This is a genomic window from Myxococcus hansupus (assembly GCF_000280925.3).
In the GTDB taxonomy this organism is placed as follows: Bacteria; Myxococcota; Myxococcia; order Myxococcales; family Myxococcaceae; genus Myxococcus; species Myxococcus hansupus.
This window is the reverse complement of the sequence record NZ_CP012109.1, coordinates 4,625,881-4,645,461: the sequence shown is the minus strand read 5'-3', so window position 1 is coordinate 4,645,461 and position 19,581 is coordinate 4,625,881. Positions and strand designations below refer to the sequence as shown.

Annotated in this window: 20 protein-coding genes and 1 pseudogene; 12 read left to right on the top strand and 9 right to left on the bottom strand. The window is 69.5% G+C overall.

Annotated features, from left to right (window positions below):
* The first annotated feature begins 326 nt into the window (after positions 1-326).
* The 5 genes from exoL to exoP all read left to right on the top strand — a co-directional run bounded on the left by exoL (position 327) and on the right by exoP (position 5,917).
* On the top strand, positions 327-1,517 hold the full coding sequence (exoL, locus tag A176_RS17755) for a spore coat polysaccharide deacetylase ExoL (protein WP_044890817.1): 1,191 nt from the start codon (positions 327-329) through the stop codon (positions 1,515-1,517).
* Positions 1,514-3,034 (top strand): spore coat polysaccharide flippase ExoM, encoded by a 1,521-nt coding sequence (exoM, locus tag A176_RS17750; protein WP_002637418.1) that lies wholly within the window; start codon positions 1,514-1,516, stop codon positions 3,032-3,034. Before exoL ends, exoM begins: the two co-directional genes overlap by 4 nt.
* A 68-nt stretch (positions 3,035-3,102) precedes the next feature.
* A complete protein-coding gene (locus A176_RS17745; protein WP_002637417.1) occupies positions 3,103-3,618 on the top strand; it encodes a serine O-acetyltransferase in 516 nt (171 codons plus the stop codon).
* 18 nt (positions 3,619-3,636) lie between these two features.
* Positions 3,637-4,728 carry a spore coat polysaccharide biosynthesis glycosyltransferase ExoO gene (gene exoO, locus A176_RS17740; RefSeq protein WP_021781535.1) on the top strand — a complete coding sequence of 364 codons (1,092 nt, stop codon included), beginning with the start codon at positions 3,637-3,639 and terminating at the stop codon, positions 4,726-4,728.
* On the top strand, positions 4,715-5,917 hold the full coding sequence (exoP, locus tag A176_RS17735) for a spore coat polysaccharide biosynthesis glycosyltransferase ExoP (RefSeq protein ID WP_002637416.1): 1,203 nt from the start codon (positions 4,715-4,717) through the stop codon (positions 5,915-5,917). Before exoO ends, exoP begins: the two co-directional genes overlap by 14 nt.
* Before the next feature lie 12 nt (positions 5,918-5,929).
* On the opposite strand, the gene A176_RS17730 is transcribed toward exoP, so the two are convergent.
* The 6 genes from A176_RS17730 to thiS are packed head-to-tail and all read right to left on the bottom strand — an operon-like array spanning position 5,930 to position 10,641.
* Positions 5,930-7,105, bottom strand: coding sequence for a DUF4350 domain-containing protein (locus A176_RS17730; RefSeq protein WP_002637415.1), 1,176 nt, complete (start codon positions 7,103-7,105; stop codon positions 5,930-5,932).
* Entirely contained in the window at positions 7,102-7,995 is an 894-nt protein-coding gene (locus tag A176_RS17725) for a DUF4129 domain-containing protein (RefSeq protein ID WP_002637414.1), read from the bottom strand. The genes A176_RS17730 and A176_RS17725 overlap by 4 nt, the downstream gene beginning before the upstream one ends.
* Before the next feature lie 21 nt (positions 7,996-8,016).
* The gene (locus A176_RS17720; protein WP_082282928.1) at positions 8,017-8,988 is read right to left on the bottom strand and encodes a hypothetical protein; all 972 of its coding nucleotides are present in this window, start codon (positions 8,986-8,988) and stop codon (positions 8,017-8,019) included.
* A gap of 50 nt (positions 8,989-9,038) precedes the next feature.
* A complete protein-coding gene (locus A176_RS17715) occupies positions 9,039-9,587 on the bottom strand; it encodes a thiamine phosphate synthase (protein WP_002637412.1) in 549 nt (182 codons plus the stop codon).
* 53 nt (positions 9,588-9,640) lie between these two features.
* Entirely contained in the window at positions 9,641-10,426 is a 786-nt protein-coding gene (locus A176_RS17710) for a thiazole synthase (RefSeq protein WP_002637411.1), read from the bottom strand.
* A gap of 14 nt (positions 10,427-10,440) precedes the next feature.
* Positions 10,441-10,641 carry a sulfur carrier protein ThiS gene (gene thiS, locus A176_RS17705; RefSeq protein WP_002637410.1) on the bottom strand — a complete coding sequence of 67 codons (201 nt, stop codon included), beginning with the start codon at positions 10,639-10,641 and terminating at the stop codon, positions 10,441-10,443.
* Positions 10,642-10,886: 245 nt separating this feature from the next.
* Between thiS and A176_RS17700 the strand changes: the two genes are divergently transcribed.
* From A176_RS17700 to A176_RS17670, 7 genes and pseudogenes are all read left to right on the top strand, one after another.
* On the top strand, positions 10,887-11,432 hold the full coding sequence (locus A176_RS17700) for a hypothetical protein (RefSeq protein ID WP_044890819.1): 546 nt from the start codon (positions 10,887-10,889) through the stop codon (positions 11,430-11,432).
* A 246-nt stretch (positions 11,433-11,678) separates the two neighbouring features.
* Positions 11,679-12,284, top strand: a complete 606-nt coding sequence (locus A176_RS17695) for a hypothetical protein (RefSeq protein WP_002637407.1) — start codon at positions 11,679-11,681, stop codon at positions 12,282-12,284.
* A 215-nt stretch (positions 12,285-12,499) separates the two neighbouring features.
* On the top strand, positions 12,500-13,633 hold the full coding sequence (locus A176_RS17690; RefSeq protein ID WP_002637406.1) for a serine/threonine-protein kinase: 1,134 nt from the start codon (positions 12,500-12,502) through the stop codon (positions 13,631-13,633).
* A 54-nt stretch (positions 13,634-13,687) separates the two neighbouring features.
* Positions 13,688-14,739 (top strand): annotated as a pseudogene (locus A176_RS17685) (dipeptidase).
* A gap of 36 nt (positions 14,740-14,775) precedes the next feature.
* Positions 14,776-15,153 (top strand): hypothetical protein, encoded by a 378-nt coding sequence (locus A176_RS17680; protein ID WP_226994357.1) that lies wholly within the window; start codon positions 14,776-14,778, stop codon positions 15,151-15,153.
* Between the two features lie 175 nt (positions 15,154-15,328).
* Positions 15,329-16,825, top strand: coding sequence for a hypothetical protein (locus A176_RS17675; protein ID WP_002637402.1), 1,497 nt, complete (start codon positions 15,329-15,331; stop codon positions 16,823-16,825).
* Between the two features lie 82 nt (positions 16,826-16,907).
* Positions 16,908-18,074 (top strand): ARPP-2 domain-containing protein, encoded by a 1,167-nt coding sequence (locus A176_RS17670; protein ID WP_002637401.1) that lies wholly within the window; start codon positions 16,908-16,910, stop codon positions 18,072-18,074.
* A 16-nt stretch (positions 18,075-18,090) separates the two neighbouring features.
* Here A176_RS17670 and A176_RS17665 read toward each other — a convergent pair whose 3' ends face one another.
* The 3 genes from A176_RS17665 to A176_RS17655 all read right to left on the bottom strand — a co-directional run bounded on the left by A176_RS17665 (position 18,091) and on the right by A176_RS17655 (position 19,581).
* Positions 18,091-18,405, bottom strand: a complete 315-nt coding sequence (locus A176_RS17665) for a carboxymuconolactone decarboxylase family protein (RefSeq protein WP_002637400.1) — start codon at positions 18,403-18,405, stop codon at positions 18,091-18,093.
* A gap of 51 nt (positions 18,406-18,456) precedes the next feature.
* Positions 18,457-18,708 (bottom strand): carboxymuconolactone decarboxylase family protein, encoded by a 252-nt coding sequence (locus A176_RS17660; RefSeq protein ID WP_002637399.1) that lies wholly within the window; start codon positions 18,706-18,708, stop codon positions 18,457-18,459.
* Positions 18,709-18,783: 75 nt separating this feature from the next.
* A complete protein-coding gene (locus tag A176_RS17655) occupies positions 18,784-19,581 on the bottom strand; it encodes an alpha/beta fold hydrolase (protein ID WP_002637398.1) in 798 nt (265 codons plus the stop codon).

Below are 19,581 nucleotides of genomic sequence, written 5' to 3'. Positions count from 1 at the left end.
GGTGGGCCGGACGGGGAAGGAGCGGGCCCGTCAGCGGGAAAGGTTTTTCACCCCATGTGGTCGCAGGTGCCCGCAGGGGGCGGTTCGGGTTCCATCAAGTGGAACGTCCACTGCTCACCAGGCGACCCGTGCCGACGGACAGCCCTCTCGACTGCCCGGTCCGGGGTGCCCAACCTCCTGGCACCCCCCCTGCATTGTGCGCGGGCACGAGATGCGGCAGCGGATGATCCGCGCGGAGGGCGTGAATGGCGACGGGTAAGGTGATTCGGCGGGCGGTCAAGGCGGCGGCGGCGGGAATGCTTCACTACAGCGGAATGCGGCGGGCGATGGCGGCCTACCGCCGTTCGCAGTCGGGAGGAAGGCGCATCCTCATCGTGAGCTACCACCGTGTGGTGAGCGACTTCACGGGTGAGCTGCAACGGTCGATTCCGGGACTCCTCATCTCCCAGGAGACGTTCCGGCGGCACCTGGAGGAGGCCCACGCTGCGGGCTTCGAGCTGGCCTCCATCGGTGACGCGGTGGACGTCATGAACGGCCGCCGGGTGGCGAAGAAGGACTTGTGCGTCGTCACCTTCGATGACGGCTACCGGGACGTGTACCGCTACGCCTATCCCGTCCTGAAGGAGATGGGCGTTCCGGCCATCACCTACCTGCCCACGGCGTTCATCAACACCGAGAAGCGCTTCAACCACGACCGCCTGTTCCACCTGCTGCGCCGGGTCCAGGAGCGCCGCTTCAAGCCGCTCTACGACACGCTGCCCGCGCCCGCGCTGCAGTTGCTGGGGCCCATCCTCTCCGGACAGAAGTCGGTGTCGGCCTCGCTGGACGACTTCATTGGCGAGCACCCCTCGCGCGTGCTCACGGACATCATCGACGCGCTGGAGCAGCAGCTCGGCGGCGGCGCGGACCTGGTGCCGGAGCAGGGCGACGTCATGAACTGGGACGAAGTGCGCCGCATGGCCCGCGACGGCTTCGAGTTCGGCGCGCACACGCTGGGGCACACCGTGCTCACGCTGGAGCCGCAGGAGGTGGTGGAGCGCGAGATTCTCGAGTCCAAGCGCGCCATCGAGCGCGAGGTGGGCATCACCGTCCGCGACTTCGCCTACTGCAACGGCTGGTACTCCGACGAGGTCATCCGCGTGCTGTCCGCCAACGGCTTCCGCTCCGGCGTCACCACCGAGGACATGCCCAACCGCATCGGTGGGGACCCGTTCACCCTGAAGCGCAAGGTGCTGTGGGAGAACTTCAGCCTGGGCATGCTCGGTGATTACTCGTCGTCGCTCACCGGCTGCCAGTTGGATGACTGCTTCGGCGTGCTGGGCATGAGCAGCCCGGTGCCGGGCAAGCGGCCCCACTTCATCAGTGCTCCCGGAGGAGGAAACCAGGTGAGCGGTGGCGTCGCCGGAGCCGGGAACCAGTTGACCAGTGCGCCGGTGCTGCTGAGCACCCCGGCCTCGAACACCAACGAAATCGTGATGGCGCCCGGAGCCACCACGACAGTCCAGGAGGTTCCGTGAGCGGAAGCACCACGTCGGCCGCGTCCGGGGGCTCGTTCCTCGGGCGCGCCGGCCCCTTGGTGTTGGCCCGGCTGTTCACCGCCGGGCTGACGCTGTCCATTCCCCTCGTGCTCGCCCGGGTGCTGAACCTGGACGACTACGGGACGTATTACCAACTGTTCCTCATCGCCACGACGCTCTATTACGTCCTGCCGTTCGGCGTGGTGCAGAGCCTCTATTACTTCCTGCCCCGCGCGGAGGCGAAGCGGCCCTACCTGGGGCAGACGTTGCTGTTCATGTCCGCCGCGGGCCTGGTGGGCGCGGTGGCCGTGTACGCGCTGCTCGGGTACGTGGCGGGCTGGTTCTCCAATCCCGCGCTGGCCGAGTACCGGCTCCCGCTGGCCGCGTACACCGCCTTCCTGCTGGGCAGCTTCCCGCTGGAGGTGTCGCTGACGTCGCAGGGGCGCACGAAGGCGTCCGCGCTCGTCTACCTGGTGTCGGACGCGGTGCGCGCCTCGGTGATGGTGGTGCCGCCGCTGCTGGGGGCCTCGCTCTACGGAATGATGATGGCGGTGGCCGCCTTCGCGGGGCTGCGCTACCTGGCGACGTGGCTGGTGTCGCTGCGCGGCTCCACGGGCCCGTTGGTGGATGCGCAGCGCTTCCGCGAGCAGCTCTCCTACGCGGCGCCCTTCGGCGCGGCCATGATGCTGGCCATTCCTCAGCAGAACGCGCACCTGTACGCGGTGGCGGGCGCGGTGGCGCCGGCGCTGTACGCGCTCTACCGCGTCGGCTGTTTCCAGCTCCCGGTGGTGGACCTCCTCTATACGCCCACCAGCGAGGTGCTGATGGTGCGCCTGGGCGAGCTGGAGCGCGAGGGCCGTCTGGAGGAGGGCGTGGAGGCCTTCCGGGAAGCGGCCGGCAAGCTGGCCTACTTCTTCCTGCCGTTCGCCGCGTTCCTCTTCTCGGCGGCGCCGGAGTTCATCGGGGCGATGTTCGGCGAGAAGTTCCTGCCCGCGGTGCCCGTGTTCCGCATCAGCGTGCTGGGCGTGGTGCTCTCCATCCTTCCCATGGACGGAACGCTGCGCGCCCGCGGGCAGACGCGCGCCATCTTCGCGTCCTACGCGGTGAAGGCCGCGGTGACGGTGCCGCTCGTCTGGCTGGGCGTGAAGCACTTCGGGTTGATGGGCGGTATCGGCTCCTGGGCGGTGGCGGAGGTGGTGGGCAAGGCCATGCTGCTGGCCCGCGTGCCCGCGGCGCTGTCCACCCCCGCGCGGAAGCTGGGCGTGACGGACGTGATTCCCTGGCAGTCGCTGGGCAAGGCCACGCTGGCGGCGTGCGCGGCGTCGGCGGCGGTGTTCCTGCTGCGCGCCGGGGCCCATGGGGCCTGGGCAGACCTGCCCACGGGCTTCCTGTGGCGGGCGCTGCCGCTGGCGGTGGCCGGGGCGCTGTTCTTCACCGGCTACCTGGTGGTGCTGCACTTCACGGGCGTCCGGCCGCTCAGCCTGATCGCGGGCCTGCGGGCACGAAGGGCGGCGTAGGCCACTTCCCTCCCTGCGGGGCGGTACCTAGTTTGGTGCGGGTCGGAAATTGGGGTTTGGGAGGCGTGATGGGTGTCGACGCGATGACGTTCTACCGGCTCGCGCACAAGCTGAAGAAGCGGGGCGTGCCCCTGCTGCCAGCCGTGCTGCGAAAGGCCATCTACTATCTGCACAGCTCGTACATCCCCGAGGACGCGGAGATTGGCGAGGGCACGCAGTTTGGCTACGGCGGCATCGGCGTGGTCATCCACAAGGCCGCGAAGGTCGGGCGCCACTGCCTCATCTCCCAGCAGGTGACCATTGGCGGGCGCTCGGGCATCGAAGGCGCGCCGGTCATCGGTGACTACGTGCGCATGGGCGCGGGCGCCAAGATTCTGGGCAACATCCACATTGGCGACTTCGCCGTCATCGGCGCCAACGCGGTGGTGGTGAAGGACGTGGCGCCGGGCACGGTGGTGGCCGGTGTGCCCGCGCGGGTGATTCGTCAGGACCCGGACCCGCTTGGCACGTACCAGCGTGAGATGGGGCAGCTTCCGCCCCGCGTGTCGCTGGTGTCGGTGCCTCCCTCGACGCTGCGGCAATAGGCCCTGGGAGACACATCGATGCGCGTGCTCCTCGTCGGGGACTACCCGCCGCCGCATGGTGGCGTCGCGGTTCATGTTCAACAGCTTCATGGCTTCCTGCGCGGCCGTGGGGTCGAAGTGAAGGTGCTCGATATCGGAAAGGGCGGCCGGCTGGCTCCGGACGTCATCCCGGCTCGAGGCGCCGCTCAGTTCGGCCTGCGGCTCGCGCGGTACGTCGCCACCGGGTGGACGGTGCATGTCCACACCAGTGGGAACAATCCCAAGTCCTGGGTGCTCGCGGGCATGGTGGGCGGGGTGCCGGGGGCGAAGTCTCCCCGGGTCATCACCCTCCACTCCGGGCTGCTGCCGGACTACCTCGCCGCGTCGGCGGCGCGGCGGAACTTCGCCCGGCTGGCGCTGTCGGGCTACTCGCGCGTGGTGGCGGTGTCCGCGGCGGTGAAGGACGCGCTGGTGGGCTGTGGCGTGCCGGCGGAGAAGGTGGAAGTCCTTCCGGCCTTCTGCGCCTCCCAGGTCCGGCCTGGACCGGTGCCCGCGGCGGTGGAGACCGCGCGCACCCGCAGGCGCACGCTGCTGACCATGGCGCACCATCCCTCGCCCGTGTACGGGCGCACGCTCATGTTCCGGGCCTTGCGCGAGCTGGCGCAGACGTGGCCGGACGTGGGGCTGGCGCTCTTCGGTCCGGGGCTGGATTCGGACGAGTTCATCCGCGATGTCCGCGAGGCGCGGGTCGCGGGTCACCTGGAAGTGCTGGGCGAGCTGGAGCATGCCGCCGCGCTGGGGCTCATCGCGCGAGGCGACGCCTTCGTGCGGCCCACGACGCATGACGGAGACGCCATCTCCGTTCGCGAGGCCCTGACGCTGGGCGTGCCCTGCGTGGCCAGTGATGTGTGCGTCCGGCCGGAGGGGACCCGGGTGTTCGCGGCGGGGGATGCCAGCGACCTGGCGCGGGTGCTGCGCGAGGCCATCGCGGCAGGGCCCGTGCATGCGTCCCAGGTGGATGCGGGGCCGGAGCTGCTCTCGCTGTACGCGGAGCTGGGCTCGCACAACGGAATCAAGACGTCACACGAACAAGGTTTAGGCCTGGGGGAGACGAGACATGCGGCGCAGTGATGACATGGACCTCGCGCGCAAGGCGCTGCGGGGACGGGACCTGGTGGTGTTCTCCAACGACTGGGATGGGGACCCGCTGTCCAAGGTCCACATCATGCGGATCCTCGCCCGGGAGAACCGCATCCTCTGGGTGAACAGCATCGGCAACCGCGCGCCCAAGGCGAACGCGCATGACGTGAAGCGCATCTTCAACAAGCTGGGCCGCTTCACCGAGGGCCTCCGCGAGGTGGAGCCCAACCTCCACGTGCTGTCGCCGCTGGCGATTCCCTTCTATGGCTCGGAGCTGGTGCGCGGCGCCAACCGGCAGTTGCTGCGCCTCCAGGTGCTGCGCGCCATGAAGAAGCTGGGCTTCCACAAGCCCATCTCCTGGAGCTTCCTGCCCGCCTCCGCGCCGGTGTCCGGCACGCTGGGGGAGGAGTTCGTCATCTACCACTGCGTGGACGAGTTCTCCGCCTTCAGCGACACCAATGGCCGCCACATCGCGGAGCTGGAGGAGCGGCTGCTCAAGCGCGCCGACCTCTGCATCACCTCGGCGGAGCGGCTCCGTGAGAACAAGGCCCGCGTCAATCCGCGCACGGTGCTGGTGCGGCATGGCACCGACTTCTCCCACTTCGTGAAAGCGTGTGACCCGGCCACGCCCATTCCGGAGGACATCGCGCGGCTGCCCAAGCCCATCATCGGCTTCTTCGGTCTGGTGGCGGACTGGGTGGACCAGGAGGCCATCATCGCCACGGCCCGTGCGCACCCGGAGGGCTCGGTGGTCATCATCGGCAAGACGACGCCGGACTGTGACGACTCCGCGCTGAAGGCCGAGCCGAACATCCACATGCTGGGCCGCAAGCCGTACGCGGACCTGCCGGGCTACAGCAAGGCGTTCGACGTGGCGCTGATGCCCTTCAAGGTCAGCGAGCTGACGCTGAACGCGAACCCGCTCAAGGTGCGCGAGTACCTCGCGTCGGGCCTGCCGGTGGTGTCCACCGACCTGCCCGAGGTCCGCAAGGTGGGGCTCTGCAAGATCGCGAAGGACACCGAGGACTTCGTGCGCAAGGTGGACGAGTGCCTGGCGAACAAGCCCGGTCCCAACCGCGAGCGCGCCGAGCGCATCTTCAGCGAGAGCTGGGACGCCCGCGTCGATGAGATTCGGCACCATGTGGGCGCCGCGCTCGTGGCGGACGGCAAGGCCCTCTGACGGGGCGCCGGGCTAAGCGGCGTCGCGGCCCGCCAGCGCACGCTCCAGGTGGGCGTAGCCGCGGGCCACCCGGGCGTAGTCCGCCGGTGTGACGGAGGGCTGCGCCTGGGTCCGCTCGAGGTCGGCCTTCGCCTCCAGGTAGCTGGAGGCGGGGATGCCGCCATCCTGTTCCAACAGGCGCGCGGCATCCGCGTCGGACAAGGCCAGGGGGATGCCCAGCCGCTCCTGCATCTGCTGCCGCAGGGCCTGGTCCAACTCGGGCAGGAGCTCCTTTTCGACCTTCGCGCGGCGCATGAGCCAGCCCATGCTGCGCACGTACTCCAGCGCGGACCGGTGACGCTCCACGCGCAGCGGCCGGGGTGCGCCGAAGCGCGTGCCGCGGGAGACGGTGTAGAGCAGGCCCACGGCCAACACCTGCGCCACGAAGACCCAGATGCCACGCGCGAAGGGCGGCGGCGGCGCGGGCTCGTGGTGGTACTCGTCGAAGCTCAGCGGACCTCGGGCGGCCAGGGCATCCCAGAAGCGCAGGTTGTCCAGCATCTCCAGCCGGCGGTTCTCCGCGAGGTCCGCGCCCGCGAGCACGTACACCTCGCCCGAATCCATCGCTCGCCGCCACACCGCGACAGCGCCCCCCAGTCCCGCGACGGGCACGGCGTCGTCATGCACCATGCGCAGGCCGCGGTCCTGCGAGACGCGCAAGTGGGAGAGCCCGTGCAGGGGGCCCACGGGCAGCCAGACGTCCACGGTGCTGCCGCCCACGTCTGTCAGGGACGAGTCCAGGCCCCGGCCACTCGCGGGCAGCAGCACTCCGGATTCCAGCGCGAGCCATTCCTCCAGCGCGGGCTGGTGCTTTCCCATCTCCCGCGTCGAGAGATAGACGAGCGTGCCACCGCCTCGGACGAAGCGCTCCAGCTCCTGGACCTCGTCCTCCGTCACGGGCCGGCCCTGCGGCGCCGCGAGCACCACGGTGCGCGTGGTCGAGGCGAGGCCTTCCAAGGGGGTGAGGCGCGTGTCCACGGCTTTGCCGCCCTCACGCAGGTACAGGTACAACGCGCGCGCGCCCTGCGGTCCGGTGTTCTCCACCGTGGGAACCGGTGAGTCGGGAGCATCCGTGCGCGTGAACAGGCCCAGCGCGAGGGCCAGGACGATGAGCACGCCGAAGACGGCGACGGTCCGGACGTTCTTCACCGGGCGCTCCCCGTGGCGAGGGTGCCGTTCAGATTCTCCACCTCGGTGACGAAGCGGGCCGCTTCATCCGAGGCCACGGGCGCGAGCGAATAGAAGGCGCGGTCGTACCAGTCCATCAGCCGCTCCACCTCGCGCACCAGCGGCGCGGGCGCACCGCGTCCCGGCAGTTCCGCGGCCAGCTCGCGATTGGTCCTGACGCGGTCGGGCCGGGCGAGCCGCCGCTCCTCCAGCGCGGAGAGGAGGCTCAGCAGTCCCTCGCGGATGGCTTCGCGACCATCGGTGGTGAGGGCCGCCCGGGCGCGGCGCAGGTGCTCGCCTGGTGACGCCAACACCAGCGGCGCCGCGTCGGGGGTCGCGGTGGTGGCTGTCTTCGTGGCGCGCTTCCCACGCAGTGCGCGCAGCTTCAGCGCTCCCCAGAGCAGGAGCGCGAGCGCCACTCCCAGCATCACCGCTCGGGTGGCCACCGCGAAGCCCTGCGCCTCGCGCGACTCGAAGAGGCCTTCCAGCCAGGTGGTGACTTCCCGCATCAGGCGCTTGAGGGCATCGCCGTGACGCTCGCGGGCGCGGGCGAACTCCGGCCGGTCGAGGATGGCTTGGAGCCGCTCGGGTTCGCTCGGGGGCGTGGGGACGGCGGCGGGGCCTTGTGCCAACGCCTCGACGTCACAGGCCTGCTCGAGAAAGCGGGCAAGCTGCTCCGCGCGTTCGGGCTCGGTGGCGCCGTCCTTCGCGGCCGGAAGCGGCATGCCACCCAACCGCGTCGACAAGGCGTTCACCGCGTCGGTGAGCTTCGCGGGGCGGTGCTCCGCGGTCTCCCGCAGGTTCTGGACGGTGGCCTCCCGCTCGGCGCAGGGCAGGGCGGCCAGCAGCAGGAGGAAGGGGAGGCTCGGCACGGTGGAGTCCTGGGCGCGCCGTTACGCGGCGGGCGGCGTCGTGTCGAGCTGGTGCTCCAGGTCCAGGGCTTCGCGGCGCACGCGCATGTCCAGGTAGAAGAGCGCACAGAAGACGAAGTTGATGGGGGAGAAGACGGACTGCGCCACCGTCTGCAGCAGCTCCATGGGCACCAGCAGCAACTGCGGCGTGCGCGCCATGGTTCCCGGCTCGAACGGGTTGCCGTAGGGCAGCATCGCCAGCCACGAGGGCAAGCCGGAGACGAGCTGCACCGAGATGAGGATGAGGCTCACCACGGTGAAGAGAATCATCGCGCGCACCATGACCCGGCCGAGGAACCCCGGCTCCACGCGGCCCGACAGGAGCTGCCCCGACCTGCGGAACGTCGCCCAGGCGCCCAGGTCCTCCATGGCCAACACGGGGGGAACCAGCAGGAAGCGCAGCATGTACCAGAGCAGCGCGGCCACCATGCCCAGGCCGGCGAGCAGGGCGCCCAGCACGCCCAGCACAATCGCCACGGTGTTGGACCCCGAGGTGACGCCCACGGCGATGCCCGCGATGGCCAGGAGGCCACCTGGGAGCATGAGCACGCAGGTCACCAGCGTCGACCATCCGAGCGACAGCAGGTAGACCGCCGTCAGCGTGCCCAGCCGGGAGAAGGCCCTGCGCAGGGCGTCCGCCGGGCGAACGGGGTCACCCAACTGGGACGTCAACACGTAGCGCGCGGCGGCCAGGGTGGACATCCAGTAGACCCAGAGGAGGACGAGGAACAGGCCCGTCCACAGCGTGATGGTGACCGCCGCCTGCGGCAGCATGACCTCCGGGGCCTCCTTCGCGAGCGACTCCGCGTCCGCCATGTAGAGCAGCGGGGCCACGCGCTGGCCCACCACCAGCGCCGTCTTGGTCGCGATGTAGCTCACCAGCGAGAAGCCAAAGCTCAGCAAGAAGAGCGGCTTCAGGTGGGCGCGCCAGAACGTGGCGGCGCGGTCAATCATCTCCCCCATGGCGAGGGGACGCAGGTCGGACGGGGTGGGGTTGGGGCGGCTCACAGGGGGCGCAGCATAGCCCGGACCGCGAACGCGGGGTCCTCGGCTTCGAGGACGCCAGAGATGACCGCGAAGCCCGCCGCGTCTGGCAGGGCCCGTGCGCGCTCCGGCGTGATGCCGCCCAGGGCCAGCGCGGGGCAGGGCAGGGACGCGGCCAGTGCGCGGAAGCCCTCCGGGCCCAGCGGGATTCGCGTGTCGCCGGGCTTGGAACCCGGGGCGAAGACAGGGCTGACGAGGGCGAGGTCCGCGCCCGCCGCGCCCCGGGCCTCCGTGGCGTCATGAATGGCGGTGCTGATCCACCGGCCTGGAGGCAGGAGCGGGCGGACATCCTCGGGCGCCGGGCCATGGGCGGGGAGGTGCACGTGCGCGCCCACGAGCAGCGCGACGTCCACGCGTCCGTTGACGAAGAGCGGATTGCCGCGCGCCTGGCACAGCGCCGCCAGCGCTCGTGCTTGTTCGAGGAACTGGCGTCCGGTCGCCTCCGGGTGGCGGTGCTGCACGGCGACCTCGGGCCCCACGTCGAGGGCCCGGGTGAGCGCCCACCTCAACCGTTCGGGAGGCAGGCGCCAGTCGGTGATGACGATGACCCGGGGGAGGGCGGTCAGGGGTCGACCAGTCCTTCAATCGGGCTGGATGCTGAACCGTACGCCTTCCGGGGGATGCGGCCGGCCAGATACGCGTCGCGGCCCGCCTCCACGGCCTTCTTCATGGCCACGGCCATGCGCACCGGGTCCTGCGCGCCGGCGATGGCGGTGTTCATCAGCACGGCCTCCACACCCAGCTCCATGGCGATGGCCGCGTCGGACGCGGTGCCCACGCCCGCGTCGACGATGACGGGGATCTTCACCGTCTCCAGGATGAGGCGGATGTTGTGCGGATTGCGGATGCCCAGGCCACTGCCAATGGGCGCGCCCAGGGGCATGACGGCCGCGCAGCCCACGTCTTCCAGCTTGCGCGCGGTAATGGGGTCGTCGCTGGTGTAGGGCAGCACGGTGAAGCCCTCCTTCACCAGGACGCGGGCCGCCTTCACCGTCTCCTCGACGTCGGGATAGAGCGTCTTCTCGTCGCCGAGGACCTCGAGCTTCACCCACTTGCTCATGCCCAGCTCCTCGGCGAGCCGGCAGGTTCGGACCGCGTCATCCGCCGTGTAGCAGAGCGCCGTGTTGGGCAGCAGGCGCAGGCGGTTGTGGTCGATCCAGTTCATCAGGGACGCCTCGCCGGTGGCCTTCAGGTCGAGACGGCGCACCGCGACGGTGACCATCTCCGTGCCCGAGGACTCGTGGCAGCGCTTCATGATGTCGTGGCTGGGATACTTCCCCGTGCCGAGGATGAGCCGGGAGCTGAACGTCACTCCGGCGAGGGTGAAAGGCTTGTCCTGGATGCTCATGTGCCGACTCCTGGCTAGCCGCCGCCGACGAAGGTGACGATTTCCACACGGTCCCCCGTCTGGAGGCGGTGCTCGGGGTGGCGGGCGCGGCGCACCACCTCCGCGTTCACCTCCACGGCGACGCCGGGACCACCCACCTGAAGCGACTCCAGCAGTGCCGAAAGGGTGATGCCTTCGGGCACCTCGCGCGTCTCTCCGTTGACCCAGACCTGCATGGCGTCACGGCTCCTTACGACGGGGACCAGGGCACGCACTACAAGGGCGACTCCGCGCTGTCAACGCGCTCGCCAGCCCGGGCGTCCGCCACCATCACCGGTATACTCGCGGCCATGCTCATGGCTTCCAGCAGGCTCCTCGCGCTCGCGCTGCTCGGCGGGTGGATTGTCGCCGAGCCCCCGACTGCGACACGGACGCCGGGAATGGATGTCCTCGCGTGGCGTGCCGCTTCCGTGACGCCATCATGAAGAGACTTCTCGCGAGCGTTTTCCTCGGTGTCTGTGGCGTGCTGGCCTGCGCGCTCGACACCACCGACTTCACGGGCAAGGCGTGTGAAGAGGCCCGTGACTGCCCTCCGCCGTACGTCTGTGTCGCGGCGCGGGGCGACGCGGGCCGCACCTGTGAAGTGCTGGGGCTTCCCGGCACACCAGACGGTGGGGACGCGGGCCCCACGCCCACGTGGTGCGCGGACATCCAACCCATCCTCGCCGCGAACTGCGTGAGTTCCTGCCACGGCGCCGACACGAGCGGCAGCGATGGCGCGCCGTTTCGCCTGGACTATTACGCACCCGAGCCCGGGGGTGTTCCCGGCGCGCAGGCGATGGCCGCGCGAATCCTGGCGCGAGTCTACGTGTTCCAGGACATGCCCCCGCCGTGGCTCAGTGTTCCCATGCCTTCGGCGCAGGAGCGTGTGCTCATCGCGCGATGGGCGAATGAAGGCACGCCGTTGTGCGACGACGCGGGCACGGGGGACGTGGAACGGGACGCCGCTGTGGATGGCCGCCCGTAGGCGCAAGCTCGGCTGGCCTCGATATCCCGTTTCTTCAGCCTTGTTCCCATGGAGAGCGGGCGGGGGACCGTGCGCCTCGTGGTCAGGCGTCTGCCCCTAGTCCTTCAAATCGCGCGGGACAACCCCTGTTCAAGGGAGGGGGGAGCACCCAGTTTCTGCCCAACGCCGGGGGAAACGCTCTCTCGGCCGCAAGTAAAAGAGGGGGAAACCTTCTCCCGATCCACGCGATGAAAGGAGCAGGAACAAATGCGCAAGCTCATGATGGCGGTCACTGCGGTTGCCGGTATGTCGCTGGTCGTCTCTGGCTGCAGCAAGCGCGACAATGTCGAGTCGCAGCGCCAGGACGTCGCCGAGGCGCAGATGGAGGCTCAGCAGGAAACGGCGGAAATCCGCCAGGACGCGCGTGAGGATATCGCCAGCACGCAAATGGAGGCCCAGGAGGACATCGCTGGGACCCAGGCCGAGGCGTCCGAGGATATCGCCAGTGTTCAGCAGGACGTGCAGGACGAGCGCCAGGACCTCGCCGAGGCCGAGGCTGATCGCCAGCGCGACTTGAATGAAGACATGGCCCTGGGTGGCTCGGGCACCGCGGGTGCCGCCGCCGCTGCGAGCAGCGTCAGCGGCCGTGTCCTCTCCACCGGTGGCGATGAGCTGACCGTGGTGGACACCAGCAACAACAAGCAGCTCGAGCTGAAGACGAACGACCAGACGCGCATCCTGCACAACAACCAGCCGGTGAAGCTGGGTGACATCGAAGAGGGTGCTCAGGTCCGCGCCTCGTATGTCATGGATGGCAAGGACATGGTGGTTCGCGAGCTGACCGTGACGCAGCCGGTGCAGAAGAAGAAGTAGTCGTCGTTACTTCACGGCGCGGTGGGCGGTCCGTTTCCTCACGGACCGCTCTGGGACGGCCTCCGCGGTAGCGGGGGCCGTTTCCTTTTTTCCCTGAATCCGTGCTGGGAGGTTGGAAGGGTGTGTCGGACGTGGGTGGTAGGAGGGATGCGTGAGGTTCTCTCACGCCTTCCCAACCCAGGGGAGGACTTCCTGCCCCGGAGGCATCACCCCAGATGTCCACGCACCCCCCAGAGCCACCCGCTTCGAAGCCGTTCATCCTCTTCACCACCGGCGCCACGTCGTATGAGCTGGTGCGCTACCTCGGGGCGCGGGGCCCCGGGGAGATGTTGCTGGCCCGCAGGCACTACGCGGGTGTTCCCGGAGACCTCGTCCTCGTCAAGCGCCTGCAGGACGCGGGGGATGTCCAGGGGCGGGCCCGCCTGCGCGAGGAGGTCAAGCTGCTGATGCGGCTCAGCCACCCCGCAATCGTTCAAGTGTTCCTGGTGCGGGTCCACGAAGGCGCGCCTCACCTCGTCATGGAATACGTGGACGGCAAATGCCTGGAGACGCTCATCAGCTTCGCGGCGCTGCGCCGCCGGCCGTTCTCCGAAGCGTTCGCCGCCTACGTGGGCGCGGAGGTGGCGGACGCACTGCACCACGCGCATACCTTGGAGGACGCCCGGGGGCGGCCGTTGGGCATCGTTCACCGGGACGTGTCGCCACGCAGCCTGCGTCTGGATTCGCGCGGGCATGTGCGGCTGTCCGACTTCGCGATGGCATGGGCGAAGCTGCCGGGGCGGCTCGTCACGGAGTCCCATGTGGTCCGGGGGGATCTGGCCTATGCCTCCCCAGAAGCCCTGGCGCGTCGGCCGTTGGATGGTCGGTCGGACCTGTTCTCCCTGGGCGTGGTGCTGCTGGAGGTCCTCACGGGGTTGCACCTGCTGGATCTGGAGGACGTGGAGCGCGCCGCGTTGGCGGCGGGGCCGCTGCTGGAAGCGGAGGTGCTGTTGGCGGAGGTCCCCAGTTGGTTGCCCGCACCGCTGATGGCCGCTCGCATGGCGTGTCTGGCCCCGGCGCACGTGGAGCGCGCCACCCAGGCGCTGTCGCCGGCCATGCGTGCCATCCTGGGGCGGCTGTTGCGGCGTGAGCCCGCGGAGCGGTTCCAGTCCGGGCAGGAGCTGGCGGATGCGCTGCGCGCCGTGCTGGCGGGACAGGGATACGCCTACGGTCCGAACGAAGCCGTGCGTGAAGCCACCCAGGTGCGCCGTGATGCGCGGGCCCGCCGCCAGACAGCGGACGTGCTGCGCTGGGAAGACTCCGTACGGCCCCAGACGGCTTCACGTGGGACGTCCAGGTCGGAGCCTTGAGGCCCGGCTCGCGGCGGGTGGGGGCCTGCGTGGGTGGGCCTCCCACGACGGGGAATGCGGGTGGTGCTTGTTTCGGCTGCGCGGGTGGGCAGACTTGCGCGCATGGGTGACGTGAAAGAGTTCCACCAGCGGTGGTGCATCGCGGACGGCCATGCGGATTCCCTGATGTGGAACCGGGACCTGTGTGTTCGGACGGAGGACGGGCATGTGGACTTCCCCCGCCTGCGCGAGGCGGGGGTGAAGTTGCAGTGCTTCACCATTGTCACCCGCGGCTTTCCCTTCATCGGGGGCTTCCCGGTGTTCGCCGCGTGGCAGGGGTGGCCCCGCGAGGCCCGCGCGAGCGAGTGGACACGGGCCCTCTGGCAGATTGAGCAGATGGCGTCTTTCTGCCAGCGCTCGGGTGACACGGCGCGCATCACGACCACGGGGGCCATGCTGGAGGACAATCTGGCCCACGGACGGCTGTCGGCGGTGCTGGGGGTGGAAGGGGGCCACGCCATTGAAGGAAAGGTGGAGCGGCTGGCGGAGCTTCACCAGCGCGGGGTGCGCTTCATGGGCCTCACCCACCTGTCCAACAATGACCTGGGGGGTTCCTCTTTTCCGATGATGGGCAACCGGGGGCTGACGTCGCTGGGGCGCGAGGTGATGGAGGAGATGGCCCGGCTGGGGTTGAGCGTGGACGTGGCGCACGCCTCGGAATCCACGCTCAAGGACCTGTTCACCCACCCGTCCGTGCGCTTCTTCTGCTCGCACACCGGGGTGCGTGCGGCGGGGGGCGGCTGGCGCAACCTCTCCGATGAATCCCTGCGGTTCATCGCGGACCGGGGCGGGGTGGTGGGCATCATCTTCGCGCCCGTGTACCTGGGCGGGGACACGGTGGATGACGTGGTCCGTCACATCGAACACGCCGTGGACGTCATGGGGGAGGGGGCGTCGGGCTGGGTTCCGACTATGACGGGATGGTGCCGTTGCCCAAGGGCATGAAGGATGTCACGGGGTTGCCGCTGCTCACGGAAGCGTTGTTGCGCCGACATCCCGAGTCCTGGGTCGAGCGGGTCATGGGTGGAAACTTCCGTCGTTTCTTCCAGGAGACATTGGGTGGTTGACCGGCGGCGGGCCGCTCGAAATATTGGCCGATGTCCATGAACCGCTCCCTTCTCGCACTCGTCCCGTTGGTTGGCTCTCTGCTCCTTGCTGGTTGTGGCCCGAGCGCGGGAGGTGACTGCGACGGGGGCGGCTTCGTGTGTCAGGAGAAGGTGCTGGCGCTGGAGTGCCGGGGTGGCACCTGGCGTGAGCTGCCCTGCCGTGGTCCGCTGGGCTGCCACGAGACGGGCGAGTCCGTGCGCTGTGACACCTCCAACAACGTCGCGGGGGATGGCTGCGCCTCCAGCGCGGAGGGCACGGGGCTGTGCCGCGCGGACGGCCGGGCGGTGCTGGAGTGCCGGCAGGGCGTGCTGACGGAGACGGCCTCCTGCTCGCAGTGCTCCGTGGAGAACAGCCAGGTGACGTGCCAGCCCTGAGCGGGCTCCCACGGCGCCGTCAGGCTCCCTGCCGTTCATCGTGTGGTAGCGTCGGAGCGCCGCTCGCGGGACTCCGATGCGACTTCCGATTCAAGCCTTTGGAGCCTGACCCGCAGTCGTTTCACTCTTCCCCGAGCGGCGCTTCCTGACCCTGCCTGGGGAGGACGTGCACACGATGGCCGCATTGGCGGAAGTCCGTGTCGAACAGGTCGCGCGCGAGGACCTGGTCATGTTCGTCAACGCCTGCTTCTCCTGCACGGGGCAGCGGGAGTTCTACGGTGATGCGCGCGGCCAGTCCGTCTCCATCGAGTTCCTGCACCAGTATATCCTGGGCAACTACCGCAGGCTGTATGCGCGGACGCTCGCGGCGGGCATCAATCACTTCAATCAGGCGCAGATCATCCTCAACCTGCTCGCCAGTGGCAGCCCGGTGGAGGCCCGTGACAAGGCGGAGGAGGGCGCGCTCATCGCCGCGGCCCTGCGCGCCTTGCCATCCCAGCGTGCCTTCCGTGTCCTGGAGTCACTGCGCAACCGACGCATCAACAACCGCCGTGCCAGGGCGGTGGCCCGCGACTATGTGAATGGCCGCGCCAACCTGGCCTTCGACGCGGTGAAGTACCGCGCCAAGCTGCGCGCGGCCGTGTCGCACGGACATCTGAAGCTGGAGGGCGAAGTGGCGCCGTTCCTCTTCCACGGGTGGAAGAAGCGGTCCTTCACCCAGCCGCTGCTGGAGACCTTCCGCCGCGCGCACTACGCGCAGGAGGCGCTCTACGAGCTGCCGTACACCGTGGCGGAGGGGCTGGCGGTGAAGCATGGCGTCCCGCGTGACGTGTTTCTCCGGCGCATCGAGCCGCGCCTCACTGCGGCGGAGCGACTGCGCCTCCAGGAGTCCTCGGCACGTGAGCGGGGGACACCGCCGCCGGTGGAGCTGGGGCGTGCTTCCCTGACGAAGCTGGCGCTGTACGTCCTGGCGCTGCCGCATGAGGTCCGGAGGGCGCGCCAGACCGAGCTGCAGACCGCGTTGGAGCACGCCGCCACCCGCGTGCTGCGCCGGGCGCCGTCGCGGCTGGGGCGCGTGGCCGCCATCCTGGACAACAGCTATTCGTCGTCCGGCTCCTTGGAGAAGCGGCGCCGTCCTCTGGGCGTGGCGCTGGCCACGCACTACCTGCTGTCCTCGGCGGCCCAGGAGTACCGCGCCTGGTGGACGGGCCCGGTGGAGGACGCGCTCCTCGTCAGCGCGCGGGGACAGACGGACATCGCCACGCCGCTGCTGGACGCGCTGGCCTGGGGCGCGGACCTGGTGGTCATCGTTTCCGACGGTTACGACAATGATCCCCCGAAAGCGGTGGCGGAGCTGACGCGGGTGTTTCGCGCGAAGCTGGACCCCGAGCGCCGCACCGCGCTGGTCCACGTCAATCCGGTGTTCGACTCGGAGGGGTATGCGCCGCGCTCCTTCGGGACGGCGGTGCCCACCGTGGGCGTGCGTGACGCGGAGGACGTGCCCACGGTGCTGGGCTTCGCGCGCTTCGCCGAGGGCGCTGCGTCGCTGGGCGAGCTGGAGGCCTACCTCGCGTCGCGCGTGGAGGCGATGCTGGCGCGAGATGCCCAGGGCCGGCAGGGTGAAGACGGCGGCTCACGGGACGCCGCGCAGGCGGATGGGGGCGAGGCATGACGGGGCTGCTGCACCGCGGATTCGCGCTGTCTGACGGCGCGCCGCGGATGGTGTGCTTCGCATCGGAGGCGGAGGTCGCGTCATGACGGATGCACGGCTCATTCAACGCTTGGAGCCGACGGGGCTGCGGCTGGCGCCGTCGCAGGTCTGGGGCGGCATGCGGCTGGTCCCCGTGTTGCGAGACACCGTGCGAGGCGACCTGCGGATGACGTTGCGGACGTACGACGACGAGGCGGCCGTCGTCTCCGTGAAGGGCGGACTGAAGGAGCCGGGCCTCAAGTACGTTTCGTACGTGCCTCACGGGCTCGTGATGACCTGGGCGGGCCGTCAATCCGAGGCCGTCTACGGGGCGCAGCTTCAACCTTCGGATGGGAAGCGCTTGAAGGCGGGCCCCTTCTCCATCCGCCTGCTGCACCGGATGGCGCATCGCGAGGACCGCCGGCAGCTTCGGATGCTTCCGCTGCATCTGGCCATGGAGGGCTTTCTGTCCTTGCAATTCGGTGGGCCGGAGATTGCCTGGGCAGAGTACTCCCGCGAGGGCCTCTCCCGGGGACTGGACCCGCGCTCGGAGTCCTCCGTGCCGGGCTGGGCCCTGCCGATGTTGGACGGCGCGCTGCGGACCTTTGAAATCCACTCGCAGCAGGTGGGCCTGCTGCTGTTCAAGGACGATGCGCTGCTGTCGGCCTTCATCGTCGCCCACCCGGAGGACTACCGAGCCCTGCACAGGACGCTGGTGGAGGACTTCTACGGGGAGCTGCTGCTCCAGTACAGCTTCGGTGACGAGCCCGAGCTGGGGCTCACTTTGGATGCTTCACGCGTGTCCAGCCTGGAGGACCTGCGCGGCGAGCTGAACCGCATGCGCCAGGACTGGGCCGACTTCCACGGCTTCATGGCGGGAGGTCTCTTCGGCGTCGATGTCACGTCCACCCGTGTCTACAAGGCGGGCGGCTTCCTGCTTCAGCGCTTCCACACGTCCCTGGACCCGGACGAGGAGAACCACATCGGCGAGGCCATCGTCGGTACGGACGGCACCCTGGAGTACCTCAAGACGTACCGACTCTCCTCGGCCCAGACGCGCCGGGCGTACCTGCTCTCCCAACTCGCGGAGAGCGATTGGCATCTGGAGACCACCGCCGAGCGCCTTCGCACCACGTCCCAGGACCTGGCCGTGCGCCTGCGAAACGCCGGGTTCGGGTACCTCCTCAAGGACTCCGTCCTCGAAGCGGCTCAGCGCAAGCACCGGCGCTGAGCCCCGGTCGGGCGCGCTACTCCTCGGGCTTCTTCGCTGGGGGCTGCGCATAGCCCGCCACCGCCATGCGCTGGCCACTGCGCTGATACATCTCCGCGGGCATGTCGCGCACGCCCGTGCCATCAATCCAGCGATTGTAGAAGTTGAAGAGGGCGCACACCGTCACGGTGTCGAAGATGGCCTCGTCCGTCCAACCCGCGTCCTTCAACCGGTCGATGTCCGCCCGGCCCACCTGCGCCGCGCGGTGATTGAGCGTGTCCACGAAGGCAAAGAGCGCCTTCTCGGCCTCGGAGATGGGGGCTTGCGCCACGTCCTCGAGGACCGCCTTCACCGTGTCAGGACTGCCTAGAAGTTCCGCCGCGACCGCGGCGTGAGAGCCTGTTCAAAACAAGCATTCATTGCCGCGCGACGTGTACGCGGCAATCAGCTCGCGCAGGCCGGGCGACAGGGGGGACGGGCCCCGCATGACTTCGTGCGTGAAGCGCGACAGGGCCTCGCCCAGGCGCGGCTTGTACGCGAACAGGTGCCAGATTTGCGGGACCGGCGAGCCCACCTCACGCGCCATGCGAATCATCCGGCCGTAGTGGCCGTCGGACTCGTGGTCTTCGACGTCCTTCAGGTGCATGCGGTCCATGGGACTCTCAGGAAGGCGGGCGGGTACGTCCGGCCCGCATGCTCGCATGGGGCCGGGCGCTGGGCCAGACCTGGCTCAGGCGTTCGGGCCTTGGAGCGAGGCGAGGAAGCTGTCCAGCACGGCGTTGACCCGCTCCGGCTGCTCCTGGTTGGGAAGATGCGCGGCACCGGGAATGACCTCCAGCCGTGCGCCCGTGATGAGACCCGCCATCTCCTTCGCCTTGGCCGGCGGAGTGATGGGGTCGTGCTCACCGACGATGATGAGCGCCGGCCCGGCGTAGCGCGCCAGGATGTCCTTGCTGTCCGGCCGCAGCCCCATGCCGCGTTGTGCGGCGGCCATCCCCGCGGGGGTGGTCGAGCGCATCATCGCCGCCACTTCCCGGCCCACGGGCGAGTCCATCCCCGCGGCGACCATCTTGGGCACCATGGCTTCGGCGATGGGCTCCAACCCGGACTCCAGGGCCTGCTGCGCGGTGGCTTCACGCCGGGCCTTGCCCTCCGCGTCATCCGCCGTGGCTTGCGTGTCCATCAGCACGAGCCCTCCGACGCGGCCCGCGTCCTCGCGGAGCAGCGCCATGGCCGCATATCCGCCCATGGACACGCCGCCCACCACGATCGAGTCAATCTTCAGCGCATCCAGCAGCGCCAGCGCGTCACGGGCGATGAGGGACATCTCCGTGGGCCCGTCGCCGAGTGGACTCTCTCCGAAGCCGCGGATGTCGGGGATGATGAAGCGGTAGCGCCCCGAAAGGGCCTTCACCTGCGCGTCGAAAGAGCTGCCAGTGAGGGGGCACCCGTGCAGCAACAGCACGCAAGGGCCCTGGCCCACGTCCCGGTAGTGCAGGGGGATGCCATCCACGGTGACGGTCAGCAT

Bases quoted from the DNA above. Each gene is read 5' to 3' on its own strand.
- A176_RS17700 (WP_044890819.1), top strand. From the start codon at position 10,887: ATGAAGAGACTTCTCGCGAGCGTTTTCCTCGGTGTCTGTGGCGTGCTG.
- A176_RS17660 (WP_002637399.1), bottom strand. From the start codon at position 18,708: ATGGACCGCATGCACCTGAAGGACGTCGAAGACCACGAGTCCGACGGC.
- exoO (WP_021781535.1), top strand. From the start codon at position 3,637: ATGCGCGTGCTCCTCGTCGGGGACTACCCGCCGCCGCATGGTGGCGTC.
- exoL (WP_044890817.1), top strand. From the start codon at position 327: ATGGCGGCCTACCGCCGTTCGCAGTCGGGAGGAAGGCGCATCCTCATC.
- A176_RS17675 (WP_002637402.1), top strand. From the start codon at position 15,329: ATGGCCGCATTGGCGGAAGTCCGTGTCGAACAGGTCGCGCGCGAGGAC.
- exoP (WP_002637416.1), top strand. From the start codon at position 4,715: ATGCGGCGCAGTGATGACATGGACCTCGCGCGCAAGGCGCTGCGGGGA.
- A176_RS17655 (WP_002637398.1), bottom strand. From the start codon at position 19,581: ATGCTGACCGTCACCGTGGATGGCATCCCCCTGCACTACCGGGACGTG.
- A176_RS17695 (WP_002637407.1), top strand. From the start codon at position 11,679: ATGCGCAAGCTCATGATGGCGGTCACTGCGGTTGCCGGTATGTCGCTG.
- A176_RS17670 (WP_002637401.1), top strand. From the start codon at position 16,908: ATGACGGATGCACGGCTCATTCAACGCTTGGAGCCGACGGGGCTGCGG.
- A176_RS17680 (WP_226994357.1), top strand. From the start codon at position 14,776: ATGAACCGCTCCCTTCTCGCACTCGTCCCGTTGGTTGGCTCTCTGCTC.
- A176_RS17720 (WP_082282928.1), bottom strand. From the start codon at position 8,988: ATGATTGACCGCGCCGCCACGTTCTGGCGCGCCCACCTGAAGCCGCTC.
- A176_RS17745 (WP_002637417.1), top strand. From the start codon at position 3,103: ATGGGTGTCGACGCGATGACGTTCTACCGGCTCGCGCACAAGCTGAAG.
- A176_RS17710 (WP_002637411.1), bottom strand. From the start codon at position 10,426: ATGAGCATCCAGGACAAGCCTTTCACCCTCGCCGGAGTGACGTTCAGC.
- thiS (WP_002637410.1), bottom strand. From the start codon at position 10,641: ATGCAGGTCTGGGTCAACGGAGAGACGCGCGAGGTGCCCGAAGGCATC.
- A176_RS17690 (WP_002637406.1), top strand. From the start codon at position 12,500: ATGTCCACGCACCCCCCAGAGCCACCCGCTTCGAAGCCGTTCATCCTC.